Origin of the sequence: Bacillus fungorum (assembly GCF_002746455.1) — a bacterium.
In the GTDB taxonomy this organism is placed as follows: domain Bacteria; phylum Bacillota; class Bacilli; order Bacillales; family Bacillaceae_G; genus Bacillus_A; species Bacillus_A fungorum.
The window spans coordinates 60,108-86,308 of the sequence record NZ_NWUW01000015.1; the positions used below are offsets into that span (position 1 = coordinate 60,108).

The 26,201-nt window shown below is 31.9% G+C and carries 22 protein-coding genes and 3 pseudogenes; 5 read left to right on the forward strand and 20 right to left on the reverse strand.

Annotated elements, in window-relative coordinates; all coding sequences use genetic code 11:
- Nucleotides 1-133: 133 nt before the first annotated feature.
- From CO726_RS19815 to CO726_RS32550, 3 genes are all read left to right on the forward strand, one after another.
- Entirely contained in the window at nucleotides 134-1,786 is a 1,653-nt protein-coding gene (locus CO726_RS19815; RefSeq protein ID WP_099685414.1) for a pyridoxal phosphate-dependent decarboxylase family protein, read from the forward strand.
- Between the two features lie 108 nt (nucleotides 1,787-1,894).
- Nucleotides 1,895-2,539 carry a GNAT family N-acetyltransferase gene (locus CO726_RS19820; RefSeq protein WP_099685415.1) on the forward strand — a complete coding sequence of 215 codons (645 nt, stop codon included), beginning with the start codon at nucleotides 1,895-1,897 and terminating at the stop codon, nucleotides 2,537-2,539.
- A 693-nt stretch (nucleotides 2,540-3,232) separates the two neighbouring features.
- The gene (locus tag CO726_RS32550; RefSeq protein ID WP_245916700.1) at nucleotides 3,233-3,499 is read left to right on the forward strand and encodes a hypothetical protein; all 267 of its coding nucleotides are present in this window, start codon (nucleotides 3,233-3,235) and stop codon (nucleotides 3,497-3,499) included.
- A gap of 62 nt (nucleotides 3,500-3,561) precedes the next feature.
- Here the strand turns inward: CO726_RS32550 and CO726_RS32555 are convergent, their stop codons facing one another.
- The 9 genes and pseudogenes from CO726_RS32555 to CO726_RS19865 all read right to left on the reverse strand — a co-directional run bounded on the left by CO726_RS32555 (nucleotide 3,562) and on the right by CO726_RS19865 (nucleotide 10,993).
- Complete coding sequence (locus CO726_RS32555) at nucleotides 3,562-3,720, reverse strand: hypothetical protein (protein WP_245916702.1); 159 nt, start codon at nucleotides 3,718-3,720, stop codon at nucleotides 3,562-3,564.
- A 186-nt stretch (nucleotides 3,721-3,906) separates the two neighbouring features.
- Nucleotides 3,907-4,461 carry a streptothricin N-acetyltransferase SatA gene (satA, locus tag CO726_RS19835; protein WP_099685465.1) on the reverse strand — a complete coding sequence of 185 codons (555 nt, stop codon included), beginning with the start codon at nucleotides 4,459-4,461 and terminating at the stop codon, nucleotides 3,907-3,909.
- 215 nt (nucleotides 4,462-4,676) lie between these two features.
- A pseudogene (locus tag CO726_RS19840) lies at nucleotides 4,677-5,126 on the reverse strand (asparagine synthase-related protein); the annotation flags it as partial.
- Between the two features lie 308 nt (nucleotides 5,127-5,434).
- Nucleotides 5,435-5,617, reverse strand: coding sequence for a hypothetical protein (locus CO726_RS19845; RefSeq protein ID WP_099685416.1), 183 nt, complete (start codon nucleotides 5,615-5,617; stop codon nucleotides 5,435-5,437).
- A 629-nt stretch (nucleotides 5,618-6,246) separates the two neighbouring features.
- Nucleotides 6,247-6,843 (reverse strand): ABC transporter permease, encoded by a 597-nt coding sequence (locus CO726_RS19850; RefSeq protein ID WP_099685417.1) that lies wholly within the window; start codon nucleotides 6,841-6,843, stop codon nucleotides 6,247-6,249.
- A 496-nt stretch (nucleotides 6,844-7,339) separates the two neighbouring features.
- Nucleotides 7,340-7,459: a lariocidin family lasso peptide gene (locus CO726_RS33210; protein WP_016135744.1), complete on the reverse strand. Its 120-nt coding sequence runs from the start codon at nucleotides 7,457-7,459 to the stop codon at nucleotides 7,340-7,342.
- A gap of 399 nt (nucleotides 7,460-7,858) precedes the next feature.
- Entirely contained in the window at nucleotides 7,859-8,326 is a 468-nt protein-coding gene (locus CO726_RS19855; protein ID WP_099685418.1) for a GNAT family N-acetyltransferase, read from the reverse strand.
- A 168-nt stretch (nucleotides 8,327-8,494) separates the two neighbouring features.
- Nucleotides 8,495-8,788: an ArsR/SmtB family transcription factor gene (locus tag CO726_RS19860; protein WP_098761965.1), complete on the reverse strand. Its 294-nt coding sequence runs from the start codon at nucleotides 8,786-8,788 to the stop codon at nucleotides 8,495-8,497.
- Between the two features lie 1,107 nt (nucleotides 8,789-9,895).
- Nucleotides 9,896-10,993: an S-layer homology domain-containing protein gene (locus CO726_RS19865; RefSeq protein ID WP_099685419.1), complete on the reverse strand. Its 1,098-nt coding sequence runs from the start codon at nucleotides 10,991-10,993 to the stop codon at nucleotides 9,896-9,898.
- A 1,054-nt stretch (nucleotides 10,994-12,047) separates the two neighbouring features.
- Between CO726_RS19865 and CO726_RS19870 the strand changes: the two genes are divergently transcribed.
- The gene (locus CO726_RS19870) at nucleotides 12,048-12,461 is read left to right on the forward strand and encodes a hypothetical protein (RefSeq protein WP_099685420.1); all 414 of its coding nucleotides are present in this window, start codon (nucleotides 12,048-12,050) and stop codon (nucleotides 12,459-12,461) included.
- A gap of 75 nt (nucleotides 12,462-12,536) precedes the next feature.
- Here the strand turns inward: CO726_RS19870 and CO726_RS19875 are convergent, their stop codons facing one another.
- The 6 genes and pseudogenes from CO726_RS19875 to CO726_RS19900 all read right to left on the reverse strand — a co-directional run bounded on the left by CO726_RS19875 (nucleotide 12,537) and on the right by CO726_RS19900 (nucleotide 17,880).
- A complete protein-coding gene (locus CO726_RS19875; protein ID WP_099685421.1) occupies nucleotides 12,537-12,752 on the reverse strand; it encodes an alpha/beta-type small acid-soluble spore protein in 216 nt (71 codons plus the stop codon).
- Between the two features lie 215 nt (nucleotides 12,753-12,967).
- Nucleotides 12,968-13,279: pseudogene (locus CO726_RS19880) on the reverse strand (peptidase S8); the annotation flags it as partial.
- A 154-nt stretch (nucleotides 13,280-13,433) separates the two neighbouring features.
- The gene (locus CO726_RS19885) at nucleotides 13,434-13,982 is read right to left on the reverse strand and encodes a fascin domain-containing protein (RefSeq protein ID WP_099685422.1); all 549 of its coding nucleotides are present in this window, start codon (nucleotides 13,980-13,982) and stop codon (nucleotides 13,434-13,436) included.
- A 146-nt stretch (nucleotides 13,983-14,128) separates the two neighbouring features.
- Nucleotides 14,129-14,371: pseudogene (locus tag CO726_RS19890) on the reverse strand (hemolysin BL lytic component L1); the annotation flags it as partial.
- 222 nt (nucleotides 14,372-14,593) lie between these two features.
- Nucleotides 14,594-15,520, reverse strand: a complete 927-nt coding sequence (gene bla, locus CO726_RS19895; RefSeq protein WP_425427811.1) for a class A beta-lactamase Bla1 — start codon at nucleotides 15,518-15,520, stop codon at nucleotides 14,594-14,596.
- Between the two features lie 227 nt (nucleotides 15,521-15,747).
- Entirely contained in the window at nucleotides 15,748-17,880 is a 2,133-nt protein-coding gene (locus CO726_RS19900; protein WP_099685424.1) for a peptidoglycan D,D-transpeptidase FtsI family protein, read from the reverse strand.
- Nucleotides 17,881-18,258: 378 nt separating this feature from the next.
- On the opposite strand from CO726_RS19900, the gene CO726_RS19905 reads away from it, so the two are divergent.
- The gene (locus CO726_RS19905; RefSeq protein ID WP_099685425.1) at nucleotides 18,259-20,025 is read left to right on the forward strand and encodes a peptidoglycan D,D-transpeptidase FtsI family protein; all 1,767 of its coding nucleotides are present in this window, start codon (nucleotides 18,259-18,261) and stop codon (nucleotides 20,023-20,025) included.
- Between the two features lie 11 nt (nucleotides 20,026-20,036).
- Here CO726_RS19905 and CO726_RS19910 read toward each other — a convergent pair whose 3' ends face one another.
- The 5 genes from CO726_RS19910 to CO726_RS19930 all read right to left on the reverse strand — a co-directional run bounded on the left by CO726_RS19910 (nucleotide 20,037) and on the right by CO726_RS19930 (nucleotide 26,055).
- Nucleotides 20,037-20,864 (reverse strand): SH3 domain-containing protein, encoded by an 828-nt coding sequence (locus CO726_RS19910; RefSeq protein WP_099685426.1) that lies wholly within the window; start codon nucleotides 20,862-20,864, stop codon nucleotides 20,037-20,039.
- On the reverse strand, nucleotides 20,854-21,387 hold the full coding sequence (locus tag CO726_RS19915) for an RNA polymerase sigma factor (protein ID WP_136699765.1): 534 nt from the start codon (nucleotides 21,385-21,387) through the stop codon (nucleotides 20,854-20,856). Before CO726_RS19915 ends, CO726_RS19910 begins: the two co-directional genes overlap by 11 nt.
- A gap of 592 nt (nucleotides 21,388-21,979) precedes the next feature.
- A complete protein-coding gene (locus CO726_RS19920) occupies nucleotides 21,980-23,947 on the reverse strand; it encodes a penicillin-binding transpeptidase domain-containing protein (RefSeq protein WP_099685428.1) in 1,968 nt (655 codons plus the stop codon).
- 203 nt (nucleotides 23,948-24,150) lie between these two features.
- Complete coding sequence (locus tag CO726_RS19925; RefSeq protein ID WP_136699767.1) at nucleotides 24,151-24,771, reverse strand: SGNH/GDSL hydrolase family protein; 621 nt, start codon at nucleotides 24,769-24,771, stop codon at nucleotides 24,151-24,153.
- Nucleotides 24,772-24,945: 174 nt separating this feature from the next.
- Nucleotides 24,946-26,055 (reverse strand): acyltransferase family protein, encoded by a 1,110-nt coding sequence (locus tag CO726_RS19930; protein WP_099685430.1) that lies wholly within the window; start codon nucleotides 26,053-26,055, stop codon nucleotides 24,946-24,948.
- Nucleotides 26,056-26,201: the final 146 nt, after the last annotated feature.

Consider the following 26,201-nt stretch of genomic DNA (forward strand, 5'->3'; position numbering starts at 1 on the left):
TTCTATGGAATTACATTTTTTTCTAAATAGCTCCTCATTTCTAAGTATTCAAAAGGGCAATTACAAATTATTATACCTTTATGTTTAACCAAGTAAAATAAAAATCCAGTTTTTCACAGGGAGAAGTGACTGCATGCAAGATATTTTAAAGCTATTTCCGAGCGTTGATGGAAATGAAGAAAAACAACAACTTTTATTAGAATCTATGCAGAAAATAATTAGAAATCTTGACCGATTAAAAAATGAAGAGCGAGCTACTTTAGGTAAATGTGAGGAAAAATCAGAAGGATACTATAATAGCTTAATTCACCAAAGTCATATACCACTAGATGGAATCACTATGTCTGAGGTTATAGAAGAGCTAAACCAATTTATGAATGGCCATCCTTATCCAAATAAATACTACTTGTCTAACGCTGTACCACTACCAAGTATTCCATCACTATTGGGTATACTAACCATGGCACTTTTAAATGGTAATGGCGTTTGGGATGTTTATGGCCCAGGGGCAGCAGAGGCAGAAGTAAAAGTTGTATCCATGCTTTCAAAACTGATTGGTTATAATCCGCATAATAGCGGTGGTTATACAACATGGGGTGGACAAGGTTGTGTATTTTCAAGCTTACGTTTAGCAATTTCTAAACAATTCCCATTAGCAAAAGAATATGGTGCTCCACAAAATGTATATTGCTTTGCTTCTGAGAATGCACACTATAGTTTATTAAAGTCAGCTGAAGCAACTGGCATTGGATCAAATCACTTAATTAAAGTGAAAACTGATCCTTATTCAAATTCTATGGATATAGATGATTTAGAGGCAAAGATGATACAAGTTATTAATAATGGTGGTATCCCCCTTTATATTCTAGCTACTATGGGGTCAACAGATACTTTTACCATTGATGATATAAAAAAAATTAAAGAGAGCGCTGAAGCAATACAAAAAAAATATAAATTAAAACCTATTTATATCCATGCGGATTCTGCAATGGGTGGATTCTATAGTTTCTTTAATAATTATAATTTCGAAGAAAATCCACTTTCATTTGAACCTAACTTAAAAAATGCTTTACTATACGTACAAGATAAAATGCAATACATGGCACTTGCTGATAGTGTATGTTTTGATTTTCATAAATTAGGACAAACACCTTATGCTTCAAGTATTTTAATCGTAAAAAATCATACTGATTTACAGCTGATGGACATTGAACAAGATGACACACCTTACCTTGGTAATAGGTCATATGGAAGTTATCATACAGGCTATACCTTAGAATGTTCGCGATCTGGTAGTGCTATTCCAATGTATATCAATCTATTAGCCTTTGGAATTGAAGGATATCAAAAATTATTAGCAAATTATATTCGTGTAAATCTATTATTTAGAGAGAAGTTGCGCAAGGCCCTCCCTCAAGTTGCAATCACAAATGATTTTACATATGGACCAATTACAACTTTTCGGTTCTATATGAATGGAGATGGCCAAGAGAATTGGGAAAAAGAACGAATAGGTCTTGCAACAAAAGAAGAAATTGAGGATACAAATCGGTTAAATATAGAACTATTTAATTATCTAGGAAAAAATCGTGATCAAATATTTTTAGGCGATACAACTCGTTCATGTGTAGTAGACGCAATAAACAGTTGTGATAGAAATCCGATTTCTACATTAAAATTCTTTTCTATTTCCCCATATACAACTGTTGAATGTTTAGATGAGGTCGTAGCATTTCTTTATGAATATATTTCGATTGCTACTAAACAGATTTATTCATATGTTTAATAATCATATTTGTTAGCGTTTTAATAGTTAAAATTAACTTAACTAAATTAAATAAAATTTTTAATCCTTTTAATTACTATTAACTATATCAGGAAAGAGGAAAAACATATGAATATAGAGCTACTTGATACACACCACGTGAAAGACGCAGCACATTTACTTGCACATTCTTTTGTGAATAACGAACCTCTTGTAAGCAGTTTACAAATTCCTTTTGCTCCTTTTCACAAAATGTGCGAAGAAATGATAAAACAAGCTGTATCTCAAGCTATGTCATTTGTAGCAATAGAAAATTTTCAAATTGTTGGAGTTCTTTTAACAAAAAAAGTAACCCAGCCACTAATAGATACAGAGAAAGCGATTGAACTATGCCCGCAAATGGAACCTATTTTTCAACTTTTAGATACATTAGAGACAGAATCTATTGAGTTTTCTCATTTAGATAAAGAAAAATTGGTCTATCTAGATATGGGCGCTTGTCATCCAGATTGGATGGGAAGTGGTATAGTCACTACCCTTCTTTCACATGCTATTCAAGAAATAAGTAAAAGAGATTATGATTTTATTGCTGCTTGTACAAATAAAATTTCCCAAAAAATTCTTAAAAAACTGTATACGACCTTTGAAATGAATGAAATAGTGTATAGTAAATTTCTTTATAAGGAAGCATATCCATTTGCTAATACAACAGCTTCCTTAGCAGCCCAATTACTTTATATACCTCAATCTCAATTTGTCATCGAGGCCATATAAATTTGTGAAGAAGACTAGCTGTACTTGAGTCCAGCTAGTCTTCTATATAGAGTGCATTAGTAATAGATATTCAAGTGAACATAGATGACACCTTTCACACTTTAACTTCTTCGAATTCAATAGCCACTTTCTCAGCATGCCTTATTTCTCTGCTTAGCCTACCTCAAGATCCCCTTCTATTTATTTCAACATGCTTTAATTTTATACGCTCCATTATTTCATCTATACAAGTAACTTAGACACTTCTCCCTATTTAATTACTAATCTTTTACTTTTAAGTAACGATTAATACACATCTTCCCACTCTTAAATACTTTAAAATTTATTACCTAATAACCCCTTAGCATTCCCTGTAATTCTTACATTTCTCTTTCATTTTGTTTATGTATTCATTCATCCCCCATATCCTATATTTACCTAATCTTCCCCAAAGAATCCAATGTAAAACTCATGATAAAAGAAAACAACCGTATCATATGTAGATTATTTAAGAAAAAAGAGTGAGAATTACTGGGTTCCCCTTTCTTTTGATTTTTTTTAGAAGCTCTTTAAAGTCTAATTCTATTACATTCCTACTAGGTAACATGTCTACTAATCATTAACAATTTGTATAGCTATATAAAGACTCTACTAATTCATTAAAGGAATCTCCTTCCCCCTATCGAATTATTATAGAGGAAAGGAGAGGATTACATGGAAATTCTAGGATTAGATCCTCGCGCATTAGCCACCTTAGGTGCACTTGAATACACCAATCGTCGCAATAAATTAATTGAAGACTCGGGGAATAACATATACGAGTGTCAAGAAATAAAAGAAATACTTCAATCACTCTCTAAAGATAAGCAGATTGAAGTTCTTGAGAATCAAGCTTACTTTGAAGCTGTGGCAAAGATGATTGAACAAAACAATTTAATTCTTTTAGAACAGATGAAAGCTCTACAGCTAATTCAGAAATAATAAACTTATGATTGATTAATTCTACATATGATTCCATAAATAATGTATCTTTATTTATACCATCAGCCTCTGTTTTTTACAGGGGCTTTTATTATGCGTTGATTCATATTTTGAATTTGAATTGTTTCTTTCACATGTATAAATAGATTTTCTAATAATCCTGGTGTAGACTCTAGTTCCTGCTTTTCAATTCCCTCTGTTATGGCACCAATAAATTCCAATAGCACTTTTGCACCTAGTAGCTACGTATTGATTTTATCCAAATCTAATTAACATATCGTTTGATTATCGGTAGCAAGATCAAAAATGCCCCCTACTCTCAGAAAGAAACCTCCTTTTTCTTTTAGTTATTTGCGTATCCCGAATATAACAGCACGGAATTTATATATCCGCATTTTGGTGTACTTTTATTTGAAATGCAAATACCAATACATTGCAACTTCATCGCTTTCTTCATGTATCCCTTTATAAACTAAAAAATCGAACCCACCTATTACAAACCCACATTTTTCATAGAATTTACATGCTGCTACATTATTATTTTGTGTTTCAAGCATTATACCTGGCATATTGCTTTTTTTCGCCCACTGCGTTGCTTGCTCAATTAACCTTCTACCAACTCCAAGTAAACGATATTTTTTATCCACCTTTATATCTTCTATGTAAGCATAGTGATTCCAATTCTTTTTCAATACCATTACTCCTATAATTTGGTCATGTAAAATTGCTATGTAAATTACTTGATCAGGATTATTTATATATTCAGTGTACGCTATTTCATCATCATATTGATCTTGTAAATAACTTTTCTCATAAATTGGAACGTCTTCTACTGTATATTCTATTTGCTTATTTACTTTTGAAAGAGAAAGAATTAGCCGAGAGTTCACTATGAAACTATCATCAATCTCCGGTAAATTGTCTAAATCATTTACTTCTAATTCTCTAATTAAAAGGTTCATGGTATTCTCCTTTACTGGGTACTTCCACTTCATATTATTTCCCCCAATTCTTTCTAGTTCCTTATTTGATTCTAATTTACTAACTGATTAACGTTATGGCAAATAAAAATAATAAAACCGCATCTCCAATTGTTAGATAACTATCTAATACATTGGAGGTGCGGTTCACTTAGGTCATTAATGTTTCAGCTATTCTCTTTATTTGAAAATTACATCTACCATACTAATTTAATATTATATTCCTGAAGCCAACCATTAACTTGAAGTAAATAATCTATTATACCTCTTGCATCATTACCAGAAATTACTTTGTCTTTTCCTTCTGCAATAGCACGAACTCTTTCTATATTAATTAATGGCAAAATAGGTGATTGTGGATCGTTCAACACATGTAACATCCAATCACTAATACCTTGTAGATAAGAGGCATCCTTTGTGCATGGATATGCACTTTTTTTGCGATAACGTACATCCTCTGGAAGTACATTTTCAAAAGCTCGACGTAAAATACCTTTTTCAATATTGTCTATGCTTTTCATTTCGAACGGGACATTCCATAAGTATTCTACAAGCCGGTAATCGCAAAATGGAACTCGTACTTCCAAGCCATTCATCATACTTGTACGATCTTTTCGTTCTAACATAAATGGCAAGAAACGTGTAATGTTCCCTTTTTTCCATGCGTTTCGAAAAAAGGGCTTTTTGACTCGTCTATTTTTTTCACATCAATATCCCTGTTTCAATTCACTTTAGATTTATTATACAGAATAAAAATAGCTACTTTTAAAAAGAGTCACATTTTATTTTAAATGTAATAAAATACAAATCTCATACATCGCTGTATTTTCGTTCATTGAGTTCATTTGTTTTGTTAAACGTTAACCCCGATTGAAACTGAGCCTTTCAAATTATTAAGTATTAAAAAACACAATAAAAAAGAGTGCTATAAAGATATGCACTCTTTTAAAACACTTTACCAATCTCGACAATCATCATGATTACGTCTACGACGACACTCATCACAATCGCATTCACGTTTACAATGACAGTCGTTAAAATCTTTTCTTCTGCGTCTACGACCGCAACCACAAAATACCAAATCATCCCAAAATCTATTACAATCTCGAGAATGTTCAAAATTATTATTCCATCCCATAGATATGATTCCCTCCTTTAAAAATAGAATTCATCATATTCTATGAAAAAAAGGTGAAAACAGCTTGTTTACTAGTCTATATTTTTTGTTTTAAGCTAATAGTATTTCAATTTGCAAGTCTATCTCACCCCTTATCTTGCCTTAACAACAAACAAGACGTCAAGCAAATCATGGCAGCATCAGCGATAATTGATATTGGTCTTATCATTCGGCATCCTATTTCTTAAATAAAATAGAATCAATAATTATTAAAATTACCCAAGTTATTCCAAGAAATACTGCAATTATTGGCATCAATCAGAAGTAGTGATACCATTTACGCACTATAGCTGAATATATAAATGTAATTAGTCTTTTCGTCCTTTTTGCGGATTCTTACCGTCCATGCCCGTTCTCCAGTAACGTTTTAATAAAGGGGTCTATGTTGACTGTTTATCAACGCATAGATACGTTATCCCCACACTACTTTTCTTTCAAAGAACTGTATAGGTATAGTCTAATTTCGATTCTGTTTTGAGAAATCCCTAGAAACGTCCCCTTTTTATCGAAAAAAAGACCTGCATTTATGCAGGTCAAATATAAATTAGGAACTTTACTTAGATAAAATTACTGACGAGATTTCATACTACTTATTCTTGTGGAGACGGGAATCTTGCAGCTTCAAAATGCGTACTATTTTCTACATTTGAAATAACTCCAGCTACGCTACTTTGTGCAAAAACCTCAACTATATCCCCTGCATTCAATTGAATTATCGATGAAACAGCTACAACATTAGCAAAGTTTATTGGACCAAAAAAATCATTATCTATTGCAATTGCCGGATTTCCATTAACTCGAATTTCTACCCGCGCTCTATAGTTTACGTTTAGATTATTGGGAATGAACGCAACTGTTCCAATAACAGAGTAAACACCTCTTGTCTTTGGTATAAAAATGGATGTTGCAGGGTTATATTCATTTGCTAAATCAAATTGTTCATTTTGGAATAAAACTTTAACAAATGTATTTGCTGGCAAATTCTGATTAACTGTACTCACAGCTCTAAAAGCAGATGCTCTTACAAGATTGTATCCGTTGTCATCAGAACAACAATTCACTTTTACATTAAACCAAGGCTTTTCCTCATGTTTTTTATCACATTTGTCATAACTCTTACTGCTTTTATGACAATCATGATATTTCTTTTTGGAATCCTTACAATAATCATCGTAGTAATAAGACATACTAGATTCCTCCTTTAAATTTGTTACTACATACTATGTAAGATAGATTAGATAAGTTTGGACGAGCTGTTACGATTTTTAATAGAATTAAAAATCTCACCAATGGCAGAACACAACTAAAGTAAACAACTGACAAACGATGCCTAGAAGCATAATAACAGTCTTTCTGACATTTTCATTATCTGTGTTTTTAGCCATTATTTTATTTGTGGGATATGGATTAAGTTAAAAAGAAAACCTTTAGGTACCTTTGGATAAAACTCAATATTCTGTCAATAATATAAACAACCCATTTCGAACCATATTCCATGATTGGAGCAGTTAGCTTTTACTAACTGCTCTTTTTTGGTTTTAAACTAATATAAAATGAAATTTTTACCACCTAGCTAATTGTTAAATATTTTACGCTTATACATTATAACGAAATAGTTATTGTATATTGGTATTTCTAATTTTTTCATTTTTCTTCCCTCCTATCCTCTTTATTGAAGAACGTTTATAGCCCTTTACGGATTCCTTTTGTTCTTGTTCCATCACCTGGTTTGTTTTTCTTCGCTAATGTTACTGCCATAAATGATCCATATGCCTTTACTTTCCCTGCCTCTAGTTTTTTCATTTTTCTTTTCCCCCTCCTTTCTATGGAATTAAGTTGAAGTTTATACACAAGAAATTAGAATGTAAACTACTCAAGAAACTACTTTTTTACATTTAACATCTAAATTATTTGTTTACCATTGATAAAAAAATGTAAATATTTTCTAAACGAGGTCTCTTCAATCTATTTTTTCAACTTTATATACTTTTATATAAATATAAGTAATTTATTTAATTCCACCCCTAAATCATAAGGTGTAAGTGCATTTATTCCTCTGTTAATAATTTGAATATTACGTTAAACATTTCTAAATGATTACTTTCAACCTTTATTTTCTTATAAATAAAAATAGGCTCACTATAGTAGCGCAATGCTATTATTATAGTGAGCCTATCTTTATTTATACTTTCATTATATTAATTAACTATTAGATAAAAGAAAAAATTCTTTTTCAAATCCTGTATTCTCCCAAAAATTCAATGCTAATTTATTATCTAAGTCTACATAGACATGAATCAAAGAGACATTTTCTTGATTCAACCAATTGCTCAAATTTCCAACTAAACTTTGTGCAATTTGCTGCCTCCTATATTCTAATTTTACATAAACCTCCTCTATTTGACCATATAACATATCTGTAACTAGATCTTTCTTTATTGAGCCAATTCCATAACCAATTAGATTATTACTTTCATCAGTTACTACAAACACTGCACCATATCTTGATTGAATTAATTCCACTAATTGTTCTTCAATCCCTTTTTTATCCTTCTCCTCTAATTCACAATCTGCAGTTTCTATTGCGTTTAGATTCCATAATTCTATTATTTCTTTAATACTCTCTCGATTATTTATTTTTTTATCTAGTTTTTCGATACTAATGTTCATTTAAAATCCTCCTTTTGTTTTTGGGTAATAATTGGATAATTTAATTGATCTCTCTTATATTTTTACTCCCTTAAAATTATATATCATACCACTTAATACCAATTCTCCTTATTATATACAAAAAAGGTTTCCTGCCATGTAACAGGAAATCTTTTTTGTGTTATTAACTTACAAATCTAAAATTCCTACAATCTGACGAGCTTTAGCATTATCTATATAATAATGCATCTCTAATCCCTTTCTTTCTGCACGAAGTACAGTTCCCCTTAATTTTGATAGATGCTGTGAAACAGTAGATTGTGGGAGTCTTAACATTTCCGTTAATTGCGTAACATTACACATTTTATGGTGCATTAATTCATTTACAATTTGTAATCGAACCGGATGTGCCATTACTTTTAAAACATCTACGTCTTCTTCGCGGATTTCAGCTAGATCTTTATCAGTTACTACTGTTTTCATTTCGCATTCTCCTTTATTATTAATTTCTATTTTTCTTATTATCCTTATAAATAGTACTTATAGATGATTACGATTTGTCCTGTTGAGAAAATATTTTCTCTTCTTAAAACAAAAAGGACACCTATCCAGAAAACAGTTTTTTTACATAACTTTGATCTATGATTAACACGATTTACTAAGCAAAAGTACTTCTCTGACCCTTTGTTTAAAGCAAATAAAAAATTCTGCTTTTGCCTTCCCGTCCTGAAAATTGATAAGCAGTATCTCCCATCTCACACTCTACAAAATAATCATTTTATTTCTCAACATGGATACCTGGAATTAAAATACCAAAAATGGTAATATGAAGTCACCTTCAGTTGTCAATTGTGCCCCTTTTTTAAAAGGCCCTGTCTATAATGACAAGGCCTTTTAAATTTCCCTAACCTAAAATATCCTTTATATTTCGTTTTCTAGTTAACCCTAATAATATGTATGCCTCTTTTAATGTAATTAAATCTCTTTTACACTCCTCCATTTAGAGATGCTAAATTAACAAATGTCTATTAAAAATTTATTAGAACCTCATACTACAATCATTATCCAAAACCAAAATAATACAAACGAATAAAATACGTTTTATCACTTTTACTTCGTTCCATTATCTTATCACCTAATTTTACATGTATAATCCTAAAATAATTATTAGAACGCCATCTTATAAGAGGGGCTATTTTTGCTTACGAATACTAATTTATTCCCATTTAACTCTCTTTTATAGTAAAAATTAATCTTATACACAATCTAATTAATAAACTGTGGTATAACGGATATAAAAATTAAGTTTATTTTTAAATAAAAAGAAGAGTTAATTTTTGATTAACTCTTCTTTTTTGCAATTTCCCGCTCGTTATTAGCAATTAATTTACGAAAATGCTCTTCTCTATTTTCTTTTATAAACTTCATCATTTCTATTAGTCCTACTCAAATTAGCTCCTAGACGTAAATTTTTCATAATTTATAAAAATTCTACGTTACATAGTCAATATTTATTTCTAACCAATTACTTACGTCTTCAATCACAAATAATAACTTCTTCTGTCAGTTTAAACCCTTGAAAAGGGTTAATTATTCACCAATATAAATGCGCCAGCCCTTATAATTAGCTGTTTGTCCCATTTTAATTTTATGTCGGCCTTTATCAAACACATATTCCATATTTATATTTTTGACCAATTTATCAATCTCTTTGTCTAAATTTAAATCTGGGTATATCATAGTAATCCATCTTTTCGTCAATTCAATAGATGGTTTATGATTTTCGAAGCTAATAGTAAAATTATTACCGCCCTTTTCATCTATACTCAATGGTCCATACCAATCTTTATTTTCTTTTGACATTTTAGATGAAGCTAAATATAGTACAGCACTTGTCTCCCAATACTTTATATCTAGATCATATTTCAAATTTATCTCATTAATGAGATCCTGTGCCTCTTTTGATATAGATTTACTATACACGGGAACAATGTCAACCAACGATTTATCAAAAGTGAAATCATCTGTCACCATGGCTCTCGGTATTCCCAACGGCATTACTTCAGGTTGTCCCGGCTTCTCTAGCTTACGCATTGCATTATATAGAAACTGTGCATACTGTTCACGTGTTACTACTTTTTTAGGCTCAAATAAATTGTCACCTGTGCCCACAGCAATTTTGTTCTCTTGTAGGGCACTAATCGCCTCAGTAGCCCAATAATTTTTTTCCACATCATTAAAAGTAGTAATAGATTGTTGCTTTAAATTAAATGTTTTTTGTAAAATTGCCGCTAATTGTTCACGTGTTAAAACATCATTTGGTCCAAATTCATTATCTCCATATCCATTCATAAGACCAGAACTGACAACAGCATAAATTTCTTTTTCAAACATAGTACCTTTTACATCTTTAAATTGATCTTCAAACCTATCACCTACAAGTAACGGCTGTAGATACACATAAAGCAGACGAGCTGCTTGTCCTCGTGTAATATTATCGCCTAATCCAAACATTCCATTTCCATAGCCAGCTATCATTTTTTTATCTTTTAGATGCATAATTGCATCATAAGACCAGTGATTTGCAGGAACATCTTTAAATGCTGTAGCTGCTTGTACATTCACTAACGATGTTAATGTCGTCGTAGCAAGTGTAGCTCCTATTAAAAGCATTTTTGTTAGTTTCATACTCTGTAATCCCCTTATTTCTATAATTTATTATTACAAATAATTTCATTCGCCTTATATAATTCCTTTCCTACCATATTAATATTAACATGAAACACTAATATTGTTATGTATAAATATATAATTTACCTTATACATCAATAATCTCTGTTCTACTTTCGGAATACCTCTAAAATAGATTCCATTGAGTATGTAAGTAAAAGATTTGTTGATAGTAAATAAAACAGAATTTACTATCAACATTATGAAATATTTAATAGCATTAAGGCATTACATGAATCATCAGATGCTTAAACTTTTTAAATAACTAAAATTCTATAGACCAAAAAGAACCCCGTAATAAGAAAAACTATACAAACTGAGCATCTGCAACATTTGTATAAAACATTTTTATTTAATTCCTTTATTTCTCGATAATGGATAGATCAAAGTTATTGTCTCTTGTTAGTAGATTCAAATTTTATGTAAAATAAAATTATCTTTTTTACCAATAAATGGTAAAAAAGAGGTAATACAAGTAAACAAACCAAACGTATCATCGAGGTATTATTTGATAATAATTAATCATCTGTAATCCCCCTTCATACAAAAAATAAGAAGCCTCTTTTTGAGAGACTTCTTATTTTTAATACAAACGACATACATAGGCTAAATATACACAATAAAATTAGGATGCTGAACCTTATTGCAGCTTTATTATAACATATAACTTCTCATTTTTGTTTGATAATTCCAAATAATACAACTTTATCAACATTTGAATGTTTATTTACATAAAATGCACAAAAATAAAGCCAACTAAATATTTTCTTATGGGGCCAACTCATGCAAAAAACAGTTACCGTCCCATGTATAGTTTTGAAGATTTGTTCGCGCTTCCTTTAAGAATATTTTAAACCTCGGATAGATTATCTTATATCAACATCTTATGTATGCAGAATTACATATCAAACTCCCTTGAAAACCATTATCGTTGTAACTATAATGGTTTCAAGGGATGATATTTTCACTTCCTTTTCAATTCTCACAATATATTAAAGGAGGAACTAGCATTATGAAAAAAGTTATTTTAGCAGGGGCATTAGGAATTGCAGTACTATCAGGTATGAATTTACCAGGAGCAGAGGCACCAAAAGCAAGTGCGGCAACTACGAACTTAGACATTCAAGAAATTACAAAATATTACTCTATGAATTCCTATGAAGTTTCTCAAAAAGAATTATTTAGTCTTAATAAAGGGGAAGAACTTACGGTCTTTGTACAAAATTCCGGGTTCTCTATTTCTTATACAGTCTTTGATGCAGATGATCGAGTAATTGGCACATACAATGCTAATTCACCATACGGTCGCGCATTCAAAGCACAAAAAGACGGTAATATTTCTGTCCAATTTCAAGCAGGAGTAAATTCTTCTTACATGAATAAGGTGAATTTCATGGCTAAATTTGCATTGTCTAAATTTAACTAGCAAGAAAAAATTTCACTATCCTCTTTAAGAACAAATTAAAAAGGTATATCCCTTGAATGGGATATACCTTTAACTTTAGTGAATTTTATATTGACCCGATAACTGCTCTTGCGCCATACGAACTAAACGTTTCGTAATCTCTCCACCTACTGAACCATTTGCTCTTGCTGTTGAGTCTGGTCCAAGTGTAACTCCAAATTCCTGAGCAATTTCATATTTCATTTGCTCAATGGCGCTTGCTGCAGCTGCTACCAAGATTTCGTTTGAATTATTATTTTCGTGAATTTGCATCTCTTACACACCTCCGTTGAATTTGGTAATATCATGCTCTATTTCCAGTGAAATATGCACCAAATTATTCTTTTAACTATTTTACATATATCTATGCTTTCATCCCTTATGTGGGAATAAATAAAGGTATAGGTCATACCTACACCTTCTCCTATCCTACTTAATTTTGAATCCCCCTATTAACTCTTTAACTCTTGGGAGAGCCAATTTAAAGAATTTGGTAAGCGCTCTTCTGGTGGCGCTTCTTCTTCCTGTAAATACGCCGTTTCAACAAGAGATGATTTCTCAAATTTTACAAGTAATGCTCGTACATCAATATTACCTTTTGTTTCTACAATATAATAGTTTAGCAAATTAGAAGAAATATGATCGGAGTCTTTTATTTCTTTACCTAGATTTTTAATTTCTTTAGGATTTAAAGAACTAAAAAGCCGATTTATAGTTACATTTTGGTATTCGGCTAAAATTCCAATTAACCCAGGGTCTTGTTTTTCTTCTTTAATGAATTTTTCTATTCCATTAAGATATTACTTATTTAACGTACAAAAAGGACTGACAATTACTTGCAGCCCTTTTTGTACGTTAATATACACTTGTATGAAGTACTTAACACTTTATTTTGTTAGGCATGCATATTAACTAAACATTCCATTATCATTTAAAGATATAAAACTTCAAAAACTAAAAATACACAATAACAAATCTTTCCCAGCTTCCAGCTACATAACTATTAGCTGTTAATTCTCTACCACCATTAGCTGATATAAATCTACCATTACTCAATGCTTGTAATACATATATCCTATTGTCTCCTCCATTATATAAAATAAACTTTTCCCATGCCCCAATTGATGTACGATCTGCTACTACTCTACCATTTGGCTCAAATGAAACATACTTCCCATTACTTTTTGCTTTTAAAGCGTACGTATATAATTCCCCAGTCGGAATTAATTCGAATTTCTCCCATTCATTAACTGCATTACGATTAGCTACCACATTTCCATTTGGTTCAGCAGAAACATATTGTAAATTTGCTGCTTGTATAGCCACCGTCCAACTTCCATTAAATAAATTAACGCCTTTTAGTGAACTCATATTGGATGGACTAGCTGCGAATGTTTCATTCGATGGTGTTATCATCAAAATCATTACAACCATTGGCAACATCATTAGAACTAACTTCTTAAAAATTTTATTACCATTTGTACGTGTTATGAATCTCTTCATTCTCATTCCTCCCTTAATACACATATAATTCACATACATCATACCAAATATGTAAAAAGATGTATTTAAAGAAAGATTTTATCAATAAATACTCCACTATTCTGTTTCTTTTTTCTCAATTTTATAACATCTAAACCAAATTCCCTTTAGTTTGTTTTTTCTTGTTTAAAAGTAATGTCTTTTGAAATGAATTCTGCTTCCTTATGAATATCATTCCAACTTAGTTTAGCAGCCTTTAAATCATCGGGGATTAACGAAAGTTTATGTTCTTGCATTTGATCGATATTATCATATAAATCTTTATAATTTGCTCCCATCTTATTCCATTGTTGCTGAATACTTGTTAGAGACATGATTGCTTGATCCACTGTCTGATACAAATATGTTAATTAGATCCAAACCCTCTATATAATAATCATATTACTACGAACACCATAGGAGAAAACTCCCCTCATGCACTTTAGGAGATAAATTTTCCATGAAATAATAATTTTCACTTATATACTTACTATTCATTATAGGAAAACAAAAAAGCGATTCTTTTCACATTAAAAAGAATCGCTTTCCAATTTTATATTTTTAATTACAATATATATAAAATTACGAGATGATCACCTAATAGCATTAACGACAACTTCAGCCGCCTCTGCAATGAGTTGATTATCATAGGTAGCCCCTTTTTCATCTTTACTAGATAAAATTGCGATAATAATGGGTGCTCTATTTGGTGGCCAAACGATAGCAATATCATTTCTTGTCCCGTAACTTCCTGCACCTGATTTATCTGCAACTATCCAGTCAGTTGGCACGCCCGCACGAATAAGTTTGTCTCCTGTAGCATTCCCTTTCATCCACTCTGTAAGAATGTTACGCTTTTGAACCGGAAGCGCATTTCCAACCGTAAACGCTTTAAGATTCGTAGCAATTGCTTTCGCTGTACTAGTGTCACGAATGTCTCCTGGAATAGCTTCATTTAACTCTGTTTCAAAGCGATCAGACATAGTAACCCGATCCCCCATCTTTCTAAGCGCTTTTTCATATCCATTAGGTCCGCCTATTTTATGAAATAAAATGTTCCCTGCAGTATTATCACTGTAACGAACAGCAGCCTCAGCAATTTCTCCTAGTGTCATTCCAGTATCTACATGTTTCTCTGTAACAGGTGAATATTCCACTAAGTCTTCTTTCGTGTAAGTAATAACTTCATTTAATTTCTCAGTTGAGTTTTGTTGTAGTAATACCCCTGCCACTAACGCCTTGTAGGTTGATGCAAAGGCAAATCTTTCATTAGGTCGATAAGAGATTGTTTGATTTGTACTAGTATCAATCGCATATACACCTAATCGTGCATCAAATTTTTTCTCAAGTTGAGAGAATTCTTTATGCGTCGCCTGATTTTTATGTTTCACTTGTCCTGTCTTTTCTTTCGCTTCAACTTGCAGTGCCCCACCTGTAAAAGTTTCTAAGCTTGTAATAGTTAAACCTAATATACCAACGCATATTCCTATTTTTAGCATCCTCTTGTTTTTCAAAATCATCATTCCTTTCAAATTCTTAACACTTTTTTACTTACACATAATAGACAATCACCGAAACAAGTTTGTTCCATAAACTAAAAAACTTTATAAGTAATATCGATGTTATAAACAAAATAAGAGATAGCAACTATGATAGCTGCTATCTCTTATCTCACATCTCATCTTTTTACTTATAAATGCCTTTATATAAACAGGGTCTCTTGCCTGAGAAAAGTACACAAATTTTACTAATTTTGATTCGAAGTATCTGTACTAGCAACTTCACCATGTATAGGTTGCTGTTTTAAATCAAAGTATACATCTAAAACTTCCTTTCCAATTATAGAATTAATTCCACTTTTATCATCATGAAGCCATGGGACTACAATAGAAAATGCCACTTCTGGATTATCATATGGAGCATATCCGACTAACGTTAAGTTGTAACATTCCATACGTTCTCCTTTTGCATTTCTACCAATTGGATCATCTCCACCATATACAGTTTGAGCTGTCCCTGTCTTTCCTGCTGGTTTGTATGAAGCATTTTTGAAATGCTTCACGCCAGTTCCATCACCTTCTTGGAATACCCATCTAAACCCTTCTTTTATCCGATCAATATGTTCTGTCTTCATATCAATTCGATTTAATACGACAGGCTCTATGGAGCGTATAACTTTGCCAACCTCTTCTTTTATTGATTGTTCTCGTATTTCTTGTACAATTTGTGGTTGCATTCTATAACCACCATTAGCAATCGTTGAAATATATTGTGCTAATTGCAACGGCGTATACGTATCATACTGACCGATAGAAAAATCTAATAAAAACCCTGGTTGACTATCTACTTTTCTAGTTTGTCCAATTATTTCGTTCGGTAAATCAATACCTGTTGGGACACCTAAACCAAATTGCTTGAAATAATAGCGCATCGTATCAAATGCTCCTTGTTTAATATCCAATGAGCCATTTGGTACGTAATTAACTCCCGCAATTTTTAAAGCTGTCTGGAACATGTATACATTCGAAGATACTTGTAGAGCTCGTAAATCATTAATATTACCAAATCCGGATACATTCCACGATTTCTTAGCTTGTGTACCTTTAAATTTCATCGGTGCGTCATAAAATTGATCTCCTGGATGTATTGCCCCTGTCTCATATCCAGTTAATAAAGTAGCACCTTTTACAGCTGAACCTAGCTCATACGAAGTTGTCATGTTACCTAATGCCAAATCCTCGATCTCTATTTTCCCTTCTTTTTCTACAATCTTTTTGCCTGCCATAGATAAAATCTGTCCGTTATTCGGATTCGTCATGACGACAAAAGCTCGATCGAGTAGCGGCTCTGAACTCTTAAAAGCTCTCAAGTTTTTCTCTATACTTTCTTCCACTTTCTTTTGTAATTCCATATCAATCGTTAATGTTAAACTATTTCCACTTTTCCCTTTAGAAATTACTTCTGTGTTTATAATGTTTCCTGATTTATCAGTAATGTTTTTCACTTCTTCTTTTGTACCGTGTAATACATCCTCATATCGTTGTTCAATATAACTTTTTCCGACACGATCATTACGGTTATATCCGCGTACCAAATAAGAATCTAAGTTTTCTTTCGGCAGACCTTCTTCACTACTCGTAATATTACCTAATACGGAACGAAACAAATTACCATTTACATAATTACGTTCCCAATCAACAGTTGCATCTACTCCTGGAAAATTCGCAAGATTTTCACTTATCTGCGCATACTCTTCATCTGTTACATCTTTTTTGATAATTTGTGGTGTTAGTTGATAACCTGCACTCATTTTACTTTTAATAGCTAACACCTTTAAGTCTTGTGCTGTTAACTCTGCCATTTCTACTTCCGTAACGCGACTTCGTCTTAAGTCTTCAATTTTTTTGTCTAACTCTTTTCCCTCTATTCCCTTTGCTTTAAACGTTTCTATATCTTTTTTAGTAATCTTTGTCTCCGCACGTTTCATATTTAACTGCATCCAAAAATCTTTTTTATCAATAGCAGTTAATTTATTAATATCTTGTTCAGGCATTTCCAGTACTTTCGCCAAGTCTTTTGCTGTTTTTAAAATATCGTCACTCGTAATCCCCTTCACCCTTGTATACGTAATTGTACGAAGAGACTTATTATTAACGACTGTTTTCCCTTCTCGATCTAAAATCTGTCCACGCGGAACTGGAATGCTAGTTGTTGCATTTTGACTGTTTTCCACTTGATTCTTATAAGCCTCCCCCTCAACAATTTGTACTTTTCCTAGTTGCATAATAATAGCTGAGAATAGTAAAAATATGCAAAGGAACATTATATTTAATCGAACAGATATATATGCCTGCTGCTTCTTTCCTTTTTGTTCTTTCATAAATCCTCCATTTAATCCTTTCAGGAATTGCTACAAATACTACAAGCATTCCTTATATATTAGATACCGATGACCGGTTATAAATATCGACTCAATTTTTTGCCTACTCCTTGTAAGCATCCATTCCTTTTCGTTTAGCTACATAATTCATAACTCTCCCTTCCTGCTTTCTATCTATTTTTTGTCACTTGCATTAGAAATGCCAAGCTGTATAATGCTTATTAAACTTACACTTAGATTTTCTAGTAAATTTTCATACTGATTGTTCCTTTCTTCATGCTGTAATACTTAATAGACAACCTAAATAATAAAGTTGTTCCATATTTACAAAAAAAATAATTAACTATAATATGGAATAGGCTAAAAAGGGAGGTTTTTATGTTACATACAAAAATAAAAAGATGGAGATTTATAGCGGTTCTTTCTATTGTGGGTGTGATTTTAATAATTTTATTAAAAAGCCATTTCGTTTCAATTACTATCAAAACTTCTTCAGCTGAAAGAGGAGAAATACTTGATCAAAATGGTGTAATACTAGCTACAAATAAGAAAGTTAAGTCTCTATATTGCACTTCTAATGATGAAAAGCTATCGAAACAAGATACATCCAACACAATAGCTTTTTTTAATCAATTTTCAAGCGAGTTTCAACATGATATTTCTACAGAGAACATAAAATCTCAATTACAACAATCTTGTAAAAAGCAAACTATGAATGATATACCGTTATACTCTGACATAACTGAGAATGAATTTGCGTTCATAAACAAAAACAAACCCAATAATGTAATAATCAAAGATGAAGTGATACGATATTATCCTAAACATGAAATTGGTTCACAGGTAATTGGGTATGTAGAAAATGATCTTAATTCAAAGCATATGCCGGTTGGAAAAAGTGGGATTGAGCTGCAATATGAAAATGATTTAAAAGGAAAACCGGGTAAAACTCTTATTTTTAAAATGAATAATAAAAAGTTCTTTTGGAACATTCGAAAAGTACAAAACGGAAAAGATGTCCGGCTAGCTTTAGATTTTAAGTTGCAGCAAAAAACAGAGGAAGCATTAAGATCTCAAATTAAGAAAACACCTGATGCTAAAGCTGGTTATGCTGTAGTGAGCGATGTAAAAACTGGCGCAATTTTAACTATGGCCAACTCGGCAGTTTTTGATCCAAATATATTACATACACATATATCACCTAAAAAAGAAAACATTAAATCACTTTCGCAAAATAAAGCAATTCAAAAATTAAAGTATGGTGAATCTTATGTAAATATGGCCTCTACTATAAAACCACTCACTATTTTAATTGGATTAAACGAAAAGCTTTTTCAACCTGAAGATACATATTTAGATAAAGGTACTTTTCAGTATGATAATCAAAATAACATTACGAATGCACCTGGAACGCCCACAGGTGAGATTACACCGAGGCAGGCTATCATTAATTCATCTAACACATTTATGACAGCAAAAGTAGCTCTGCCATTATTTAACCAAAATAATGGCAATGTAGAAAAAGTGGCACATATATGGACAGATTATTTAATGCAATTCGGCCTACGCTCTAAAACCGGGATTGATTTACCCTTCGAAGAAGACGGACAATATGAATTCCATCCTTCTAATAAGTTTGAAAATGGAATCTCCGCTTTATTAAATGCCTCGTGGGGCGGAAATGAAGTGCATACTCCTCTTCAACTCGCTCAATATGCAGCAACTTTGGCAAGTAAAGGTGATAAATATATACCTCAAATGGCAAGTGCTATTATTGGTCAAGATGGTAAGGAAATAAAAAAGTTCAAACCAATTTTAGAAAGTTCAAATCGTTACCCGATGAACTTTTGGAGTGTCGTGCAAGGTGGCATGAGTCAAAATATAGAGGAGATTAAAAAGTTACCCTTTGACGTCGCAGGTAAAACAGGTATTACAGGTTTTCCGAATGAGCAAGCAAGAATGGTAAATCATTCTCTTTTCATTGCATATGCTCCTACCGAAGATCCACAGATTGCCGTTTCTGTCGTTATTCCTGGTAGTAATTCAGAAAAAAACATTGCTGCTCTCGTTACATCCGAAATTTTAGAGTCCTGGAATACTCTTCAAAAAGAGAATAAAAACAAAGAGGAAGGTTCATTAAAATGAACCTTCCTCTTTTACCATATAGAATCTATTTTTATTATTTTCCATATACCTTCATTATTCTTTTCGAACATAAAGGAATATTTAATATCCGTTAAAACGTACTCTTTTTGTACATAACCAGTATTACCGTTAATTGTCGATATTTTTATATATCCATCATTCTGCACTTTTTCTGGAATCCAAGCTTTTACCATTTCATTAGATACTTCATATAAAACTTGTGCATCTCGCTTTGGTTCAGCTAAAATTTTTGTTTTATTTCCAGTAACAGTTGCATATATAAAATGTGCTTGCTTTGGTTGGTTACTTTCTGTCAATCCACTTGGCACTTTGTATACTTGTTTTGTATCATTTGCAAATTCTCCCCCCATTGTAAGAGCGACTTGCAGCTCATGAAAAATATCTTCATCAAACTTCAATTCATCCTTATTATAACTCTTCCCTTTAAATAGAACTTCATCGTTTAACGCTTTATACAAGTCATTTTCATTTTTGGCATTTGTACTTTGATATAAATCATTCATAAATTGTTTTAATGTTGGATCTTGAGCAGACTCATCTTTTGTTTTAGGCTTAATTTGTGTACTACTTTGTACCGGTGATTTATTATCATCAAGCCAAGGTTGTTGAACAATAAAAAATAAAAATGTACAAGCTAAAACCACTACAATTGGCAATGCTTTTTTACGTAATGGTCTTGTCTGTTTTGGAGAACCTACCTCATTACTTTGATATATAGATTGCTTTATTTTATAAATATATCCTTCTTCATCTTTACGGTGTTCCATTGGGCCGTTTTTTAATTTACTATACCAATCAGGATTGTTTTTATTTTTCATTACTACTACCCTCCCCTATTAATTTTGAAACCTTACTTCTTGCTCTACTTAATCTAGATTTCACAGTTCCAATGGAAACTCCTAACGTTTCAGCCATTTCTTCATAAGATAATTCATATTTTGCATCCAATATTATTATTTCACGATGCTTTTTAGGTAGTTTTAATACAACCTTCCACACATCATTCATTTCTTCTTGCTTAAAAAATTCTTGTTCTGCCGACTGGGATTGCTTATCGTCATTAAAAAATCCTATTAAAGATATCCTTTTAAAATAAGAGGATTTCAAATAGTTTATTGCCGTATTTCTTGTAATTTTTAATATCCACGTTTTAATAGATGACTCCTTTCGAAATGAATTCCAATTTTTAAATACCTTTATAAATACATCTTGCGTGATATCATCTGATAAGTGTGGATCTTTCGTAATAATAAATGAATAATTCCATACATCTTGCCAATAGTCTTTTATAATATCGTCCAGCTCATCATGATTACACTTTTCAATAAACGTCTGTTCCATTTCCACACCTCAAACTTATTTGAATAAACATAAAACTGCCCTCACTTTTATTATGGTTTCAATATATAGACAAGATACAAGTTTCATTTGTTCCATTGTTTATCTTTTTTGATAGAAACATCCTCCTAAAAATGTAAAGGTGTGCAATTACTTTCATAAAATAATCATCTATACATTCTCTTACATGACAGGCTCCTAAAAAACAAGTAAAGCATACAATATTAAAAATACACTCATAAAAAATCTGATTATTATTTGTGCATTTCACGCAACACTCCACTTGTATCACCTTTTTTCTTAGAGCATACTTATTTGTGTGCTCTATTTATGTTTTACTAAATAATTGTTTTGTTACAGTTTTAAACTTGTCCCTTTCAATATGTTTTACTCTTCTATTTACTATTAGCAATACCAACTTTTCAAAAATGAAAATAAAGATGAGGTATCAACTTTATTCAGCCACAACAAAAAAGCATTCTCGATTAAGGAGAATGCTTTTTCAAAACTTAATTGCTCTTTGTTTTGCTCAATTTATACCTTCGTGTTAAGCAAACAATGAATGTAGTAAAAGATTTCACCTTATAGTTACGTATTATTTCTGAAAAACGTGTTTTACTTTTTCGCCTGGAACGTTACTCCCCCCTCTTCCTTTTACATCTTCAATCATCATGGTTACAATCATGTCTGGCTCATTTGCATCAAAAGCCGCAAACCATCCAAGTTCTTTTCCGTCTGCCTCTTTCGATTCTTTCAATTCTGCTGTACCTGTTTTACCAGCAAGAGTTACACCATCAACCTTAGCAATTCTACCCGCACCATCAGGGTCATTAATGACTTTTATTAAGGCACTCTTTAATATCTCTTGATTCTTTTTAGAAACCACATTTTCTTTCCAATTCCCCGCTACTTTTGCTTCTTTTAAAAGATGAGGCGACGGAATATTCCCTTCATTCACAATCGGTGCATATGTTAATGCTAAATGAAGTGGTGTCATTAATACTTGTCCTTGTCCGTATCCCGTGTCTGCTAGTTGAATATCATTTTTTATCCCGTCTCTTGCAATGATTGAAATAGGAAATTCATATTCAATTGGTAATTTTTCATGAAATCCGTATTTCTTAAATTCGTTTACATACTGATCTTTTCCCATTTTCAAAGCTTGTTGAGCAAAATAAATATTATCAGAGTACTTCATTGCCTTGTCAAAATCAATTGGACTTGCACCCTTCACACGTGTTACATAATAATTTCCCCAAGATGAATCTTTTGTCCACTTTAATCCTTGAATTTTAAATTCTTCCTTAGGATTTATTGTGTTTGTTTCCAAACCAATTGCACCTGTAATCGTTTTAAATACGGAACCTGGTACAAATGCTTGTGTGAAACGATTCATCATTGGTAGTTTCGAGTCGTTATTCCATGCTTCTCGTTGGGCTTTTGATGCTCCTCTAACTATTATATTTGGATTATAAGCAGGGCTACTTACAAGTGCAATTGTTTCACCTGTTTTCGGATTGACCGCTGCACTAGATCCTGCTTCATTTTTCATCTCATTAAAGATTTTTTCTTGAATTGCAGCATCAATTGTTAACGTAACATTTCCCCCAGCTTTTGCTTCTTTTTTTGCTACGTTTTTAATCTCTTTCCCGTTCTCATCTTCCATAAATACGCGTCCACCCTTTTCACCACGTAATTTATTCTCTAATACTTTCTCTAAACCGGTCTTACCCACTAAATCATCTGCATGATAACCTTTTTTTTGAAGCGATTTTAACTCCTCTGCATTCACCTTTCCTATATATCCTGTTAAGTGTGCCGCTGCTTCTCCTAATGGATACGTACGAATATTTACTGGACGAGATGAAACTCCTTCTAATTCAATATAATCATTCTGTCTAGTTCCCTCTTTTAAAATACCAATTGGTACAAAGGAGTCTGGTTTTATCCATTTCGCTGAAAGCTTCTGATCGATCTCTTCTGTAGACATATCCAGTAACTGTGCTACTATTTCTTTTGTTTGTGCTGCCGTTTCGCCTAGTTTCTCCGGAATAATTCCAACCTCAGTCGCTTTACCATTCGTTGCTAGACCTTTCCCATTTCGATCGTATATTTCTCCACGTTTTCCTTGTTCTGTTTGCATACGTACTTTGTAATCTTTTTTCATACCTGGAAAAATGAAATCTGGTGTCCAATCTATTTTCCAAGATTCTTTTTCTTTCACAAGTTTTGCTTCATGGATAAATGAAGCTGTTCCTCCATCTGTATCCATCTTAACTTCAAAAAGAATAAGTTCTTTATCTTTAGCATTCTCTCCTTTCGTTTTAACTTTTAAATTCTTAACTCCAATACCTTCATAGATTTTTTGATATTTCTCGGTGAATTCCTTTTTAGAAATCGCTTTTTGGGCATGTTCTGATAAACGATCATACATATTTGCAAATTTTTTATCATTCCATAAATTTATATATTCTTCAAATGCTTGTTTTGGCGGTTCGTTTTTATTACATCCTACCAACATAACTGCAAAACAAAAGAAAAGCAGCATCCATAATTTTTTCAATTCAATCTTCTCCCTTATTTAAAAATATTTATTCCTTTCTTGATATATGAAATAACAAATGTTGTAACGCTTAATAGACAGTGTAAGTAATGAAATTGTTCCACATTTACAAAAAAATTTAATTTATAGGCACCCTATATCCTTCTTTTTCGTATCAAAAACGCCTGCGCATTATGCGACAGGCGTTTTGGTCATTCTACAGTTTATTTAGAAGAGTCATGTACAGGCAAACTACTAAAAATCAATTCAGCTACTTTTACATAGCCTTTTGAGTTTGGATGAATTAAATCCGTAGACCAAAGCGTATTGTCATTAACTAACTGATGATTCCAAAAGTCAACATGATGAACCTTATACTCTCTACTCAGTGAACGTATAACTTCATTTGCCTCTAATAATTGTTCTTTTAATACTTGTTTTTTTTCTGAAGAAAAAGGAAGCCTAACTGTAAAATCTGGAAGGTTTGCTATAATAATATCAGCATCTGTTTTACTTAATGTATCTATCATAAATTCCATATCATTCTTATATGCTTGATGATTCCAGCGTCCTTTTAAGACATCGTTTGCACCTGCAATTAGACTAACCAAATCTGGTTTAAAAGTTAATGCTTTTTCCAATTGCTGCGAGCGAATTTCTTTAGTTACTAACCCACGCTTTGCAAAATTGGCATATTCTATATCGTTTTCACACAGTTGAACAAAATGATCTACCCAGCTTTTTAATGCAATTCCCTCTACTTCATCCCCTATTCCCTCTGTAAAACTATCACCAATCGCTACAAATCGCTTCCACATATGTAGTCCCCCTTTATTTTTAACCATATCTATACTATACAATAGGTCACAACGTAATTGTTATTTCTAAGTGTTTTTTGATTTCAATTATATTCCACTTTACTATATTTACATTTAGAATCCAAAATTGACCGATTCCCAATATACTTAGGAATCGGTCATATTCGTATATTTACTAAAGAAATAAAATCTCTCTAGGCATTATACTTTTTTCAAAAAATTTGTTGTTCTTTGTTTTGCCCAGTTGATACATTTCTTTTCGATTAAATGATACGAAACTATAGAAAAAAGGAGTGTCATTGTAATGCACAAAGTAAGAAGGAATAAGATAGGTATCTTTGTATACAAAAGTTTAAATAGTACCATCATGATTGGAAAATGACACAAATAGATACTGTATGAAATTTCTCCTAAATATACAAACACACTCTTATTTAAAAATGCTTTTACTTTTAGGTTACTCATGGCCATTATAATAAATATACTAACACCCATTACGACACCCCAATCTTTTAATAAGAAAGTAGTATCATTACGGGAAATACCATAAATTAAAATGGAATATAAATATAAAATAATCCCTAGTCCAATAAGAAATCCTTTTTTAAACCTTTTCATATTCCTGTATGAGCAGATAAGTTTTTCCTGGTGCTTAAAAAGTAACATTCCAACCATAAACATAGATGTAAAATGCAGTGTATCGGCATAACCATTATAAAATCCCTCAGCTTTCCCAATATACAACATATTAAGAAAAACACTAATTAAAGAAAAGCTCAAAGCAAATAGTATCGTTTTCTTCCAACTCAGTTTATAAAAAAGAAGGAATAAGAAAGGAAACACAATAGATATACGCATTTCTTGAGCCAATGACCAGATAACTGGATTATAATTTTCCGTAAAAAAGTTATTAAGAAGCACAAAATGGTTTATAATATCTAATTTTGTTATAGAACCTTGCCACCTATCATAGAACCAATCCCGTAGTCCTACCACTTCATACGGTGAAAATAAAATAAATAAAGCAAAGGTAATGATTATCCAAAAATAATAAGGGATATAGATTCTTACAAATCTCTTAATTAAATATCCCCAATAATTTGTTTTTGAATGGTAAAGTGCCATAGATAACACAAAACCACTTAGTACATAAAAAACGATAACAGCTTCTCCACCCGCCCATAAAATCCTAAGCGGGGAAAATTTAATAGAATTAGGCAACGATGGTAGCATTAAACAAAAATGTCCAAATACCACGGTAAGTGCTGCTAACCCTCGTATGGAATCTAATTCTTTTATTCTCTTACTCATAAAATGTTCTCCTTGTAAATTGTAGATTTTACTGTTAATACAGGCCACTATACTAGTGTAGTGGGAGAAGTGTACATAATGTCTCTTTAAACCCCTAATATAAGCAGTACAAAGTCGATTTGGCCTCCATTCCTTTATATAAATAA

What these genes read in the sequence shown, in the direction of transcription:
- CO726_RS19815 (WP_099685414.1), top strand. Translation starts at nt 134, where the DNA reads ATGCAAGATATTTTAAAGCTATTTCCGAGCGTTGATGGAAATGAAGAA.
- CO726_RS19820 (WP_099685415.1), top strand. Translation starts at nt 1,895, where the DNA reads ATGAATATAGAGCTACTTGATACACACCACGTGAAAGACGCAGCACAT.
- CO726_RS32550 (WP_245916700.1), top strand. Translation starts at nt 3,233, where the DNA reads ATGGAAATTCTAGGATTAGATCCTCGCGCATTAGCCACCTTAGGTGCA.
- satA (WP_099685465.1), bottom strand. Translation starts at nt 4,461, where the DNA reads ATGAACCTTTTAATTAGAGAATTAGAAGTAAATGATTTAGACAATTTA.
- CO726_RS19845 (WP_099685416.1), bottom strand. Translation starts at nt 5,617, where the DNA reads ATGGGATGGAATAATAATTTTGAACATTCTCGAGATTGTAATAGATTT.
- CO726_RS19850 (WP_099685417.1), bottom strand. Translation starts at nt 6,843, where the DNA reads ATGTCTTATTACTACGATGATTATTGTAAGGATTCCAAAAAGAAATAT.
- CO726_RS33210 (WP_016135744.1), bottom strand. Translation starts at nt 7,459, where the DNA reads ATGAAAAAACTAGAGGCAGGGAAAGTAAAGGCATATGGATCATTTATG.
- CO726_RS19855 (WP_099685418.1), bottom strand. Translation starts at nt 8,326, where the DNA reads ATGAACATTAGTATCGAAAAACTAGATAAAAAAATAAATAATCGAGAG.
- CO726_RS19860 (WP_098761965.1), bottom strand. Translation starts at nt 8,788, where the DNA reads ATGAAAACAGTAGTAACTGATAAAGATCTAGCTGAAATCCGCGAAGAA.
- CO726_RS19865 (WP_099685419.1), bottom strand. Translation starts at nt 10,993, where the DNA reads ATGAAACTAACAAAAATGCTTTTAATAGGAGCTACACTTGCTACGACG.
- CO726_RS19870 (WP_099685420.1), top strand. Translation starts at nt 12,048, where the DNA reads ATGAAAAAAGTTATTTTAGCAGGGGCATTAGGAATTGCAGTACTATCA.
- CO726_RS19875 (WP_099685421.1), bottom strand. Translation starts at nt 12,752, where the DNA reads ATGCAAATTCACGAAAATAATAATTCAAACGAAATCTTGGTAGCAGCT.
- CO726_RS19885 (WP_099685422.1), bottom strand. Translation starts at nt 13,982, where the DNA reads ATGAAGAGATTCATAACACGTACAAATGGTAATAAAATTTTTAAGAAG.
- bla (WP_425427811.1), bottom strand. Translation starts at nt 15,520, where the DNA reads ATGATTTTGAAAAACAAGAGGATGCTAAAAATAGGAATATGCGTTGGT.
- CO726_RS19900 (WP_099685424.1), bottom strand. Translation starts at nt 17,880, where the DNA reads ATGAAAGAACAAAAAGGAAAGAAGCAGCAGGCATATATATCTGTTCGA.
- CO726_RS19905 (WP_099685425.1), top strand. Translation starts at nt 18,259, where the DNA reads ATGTTACATACAAAAATAAAAAGATGGAGATTTATAGCGGTTCTTTCT.
- CO726_RS19910 (WP_099685426.1), bottom strand. Translation starts at nt 20,864, where the DNA reads ATGAAAAATAAAAACAATCCTGATTGGTATAGTAAATTAAAAAACGGC.
- CO726_RS19915 (WP_136699765.1), bottom strand. Translation starts at nt 21,387, where the DNA reads ATGGAACAGACGTTTATTGAAAAGTGTAATCATGATGAGCTGGACGAT.
- CO726_RS19925 (WP_136699767.1), bottom strand. Translation starts at nt 24,771, where the DNA reads ATGGTTAAAAATAAAGGGGGACTACATATGTGGAAGCGATTTGTAGCG.
- CO726_RS19930 (WP_099685430.1), bottom strand. Translation starts at nt 26,055, where the DNA reads ATGAGTAAGAGAATAAAAGAATTAGATTCCATACGAGGGTTAGCAGCA.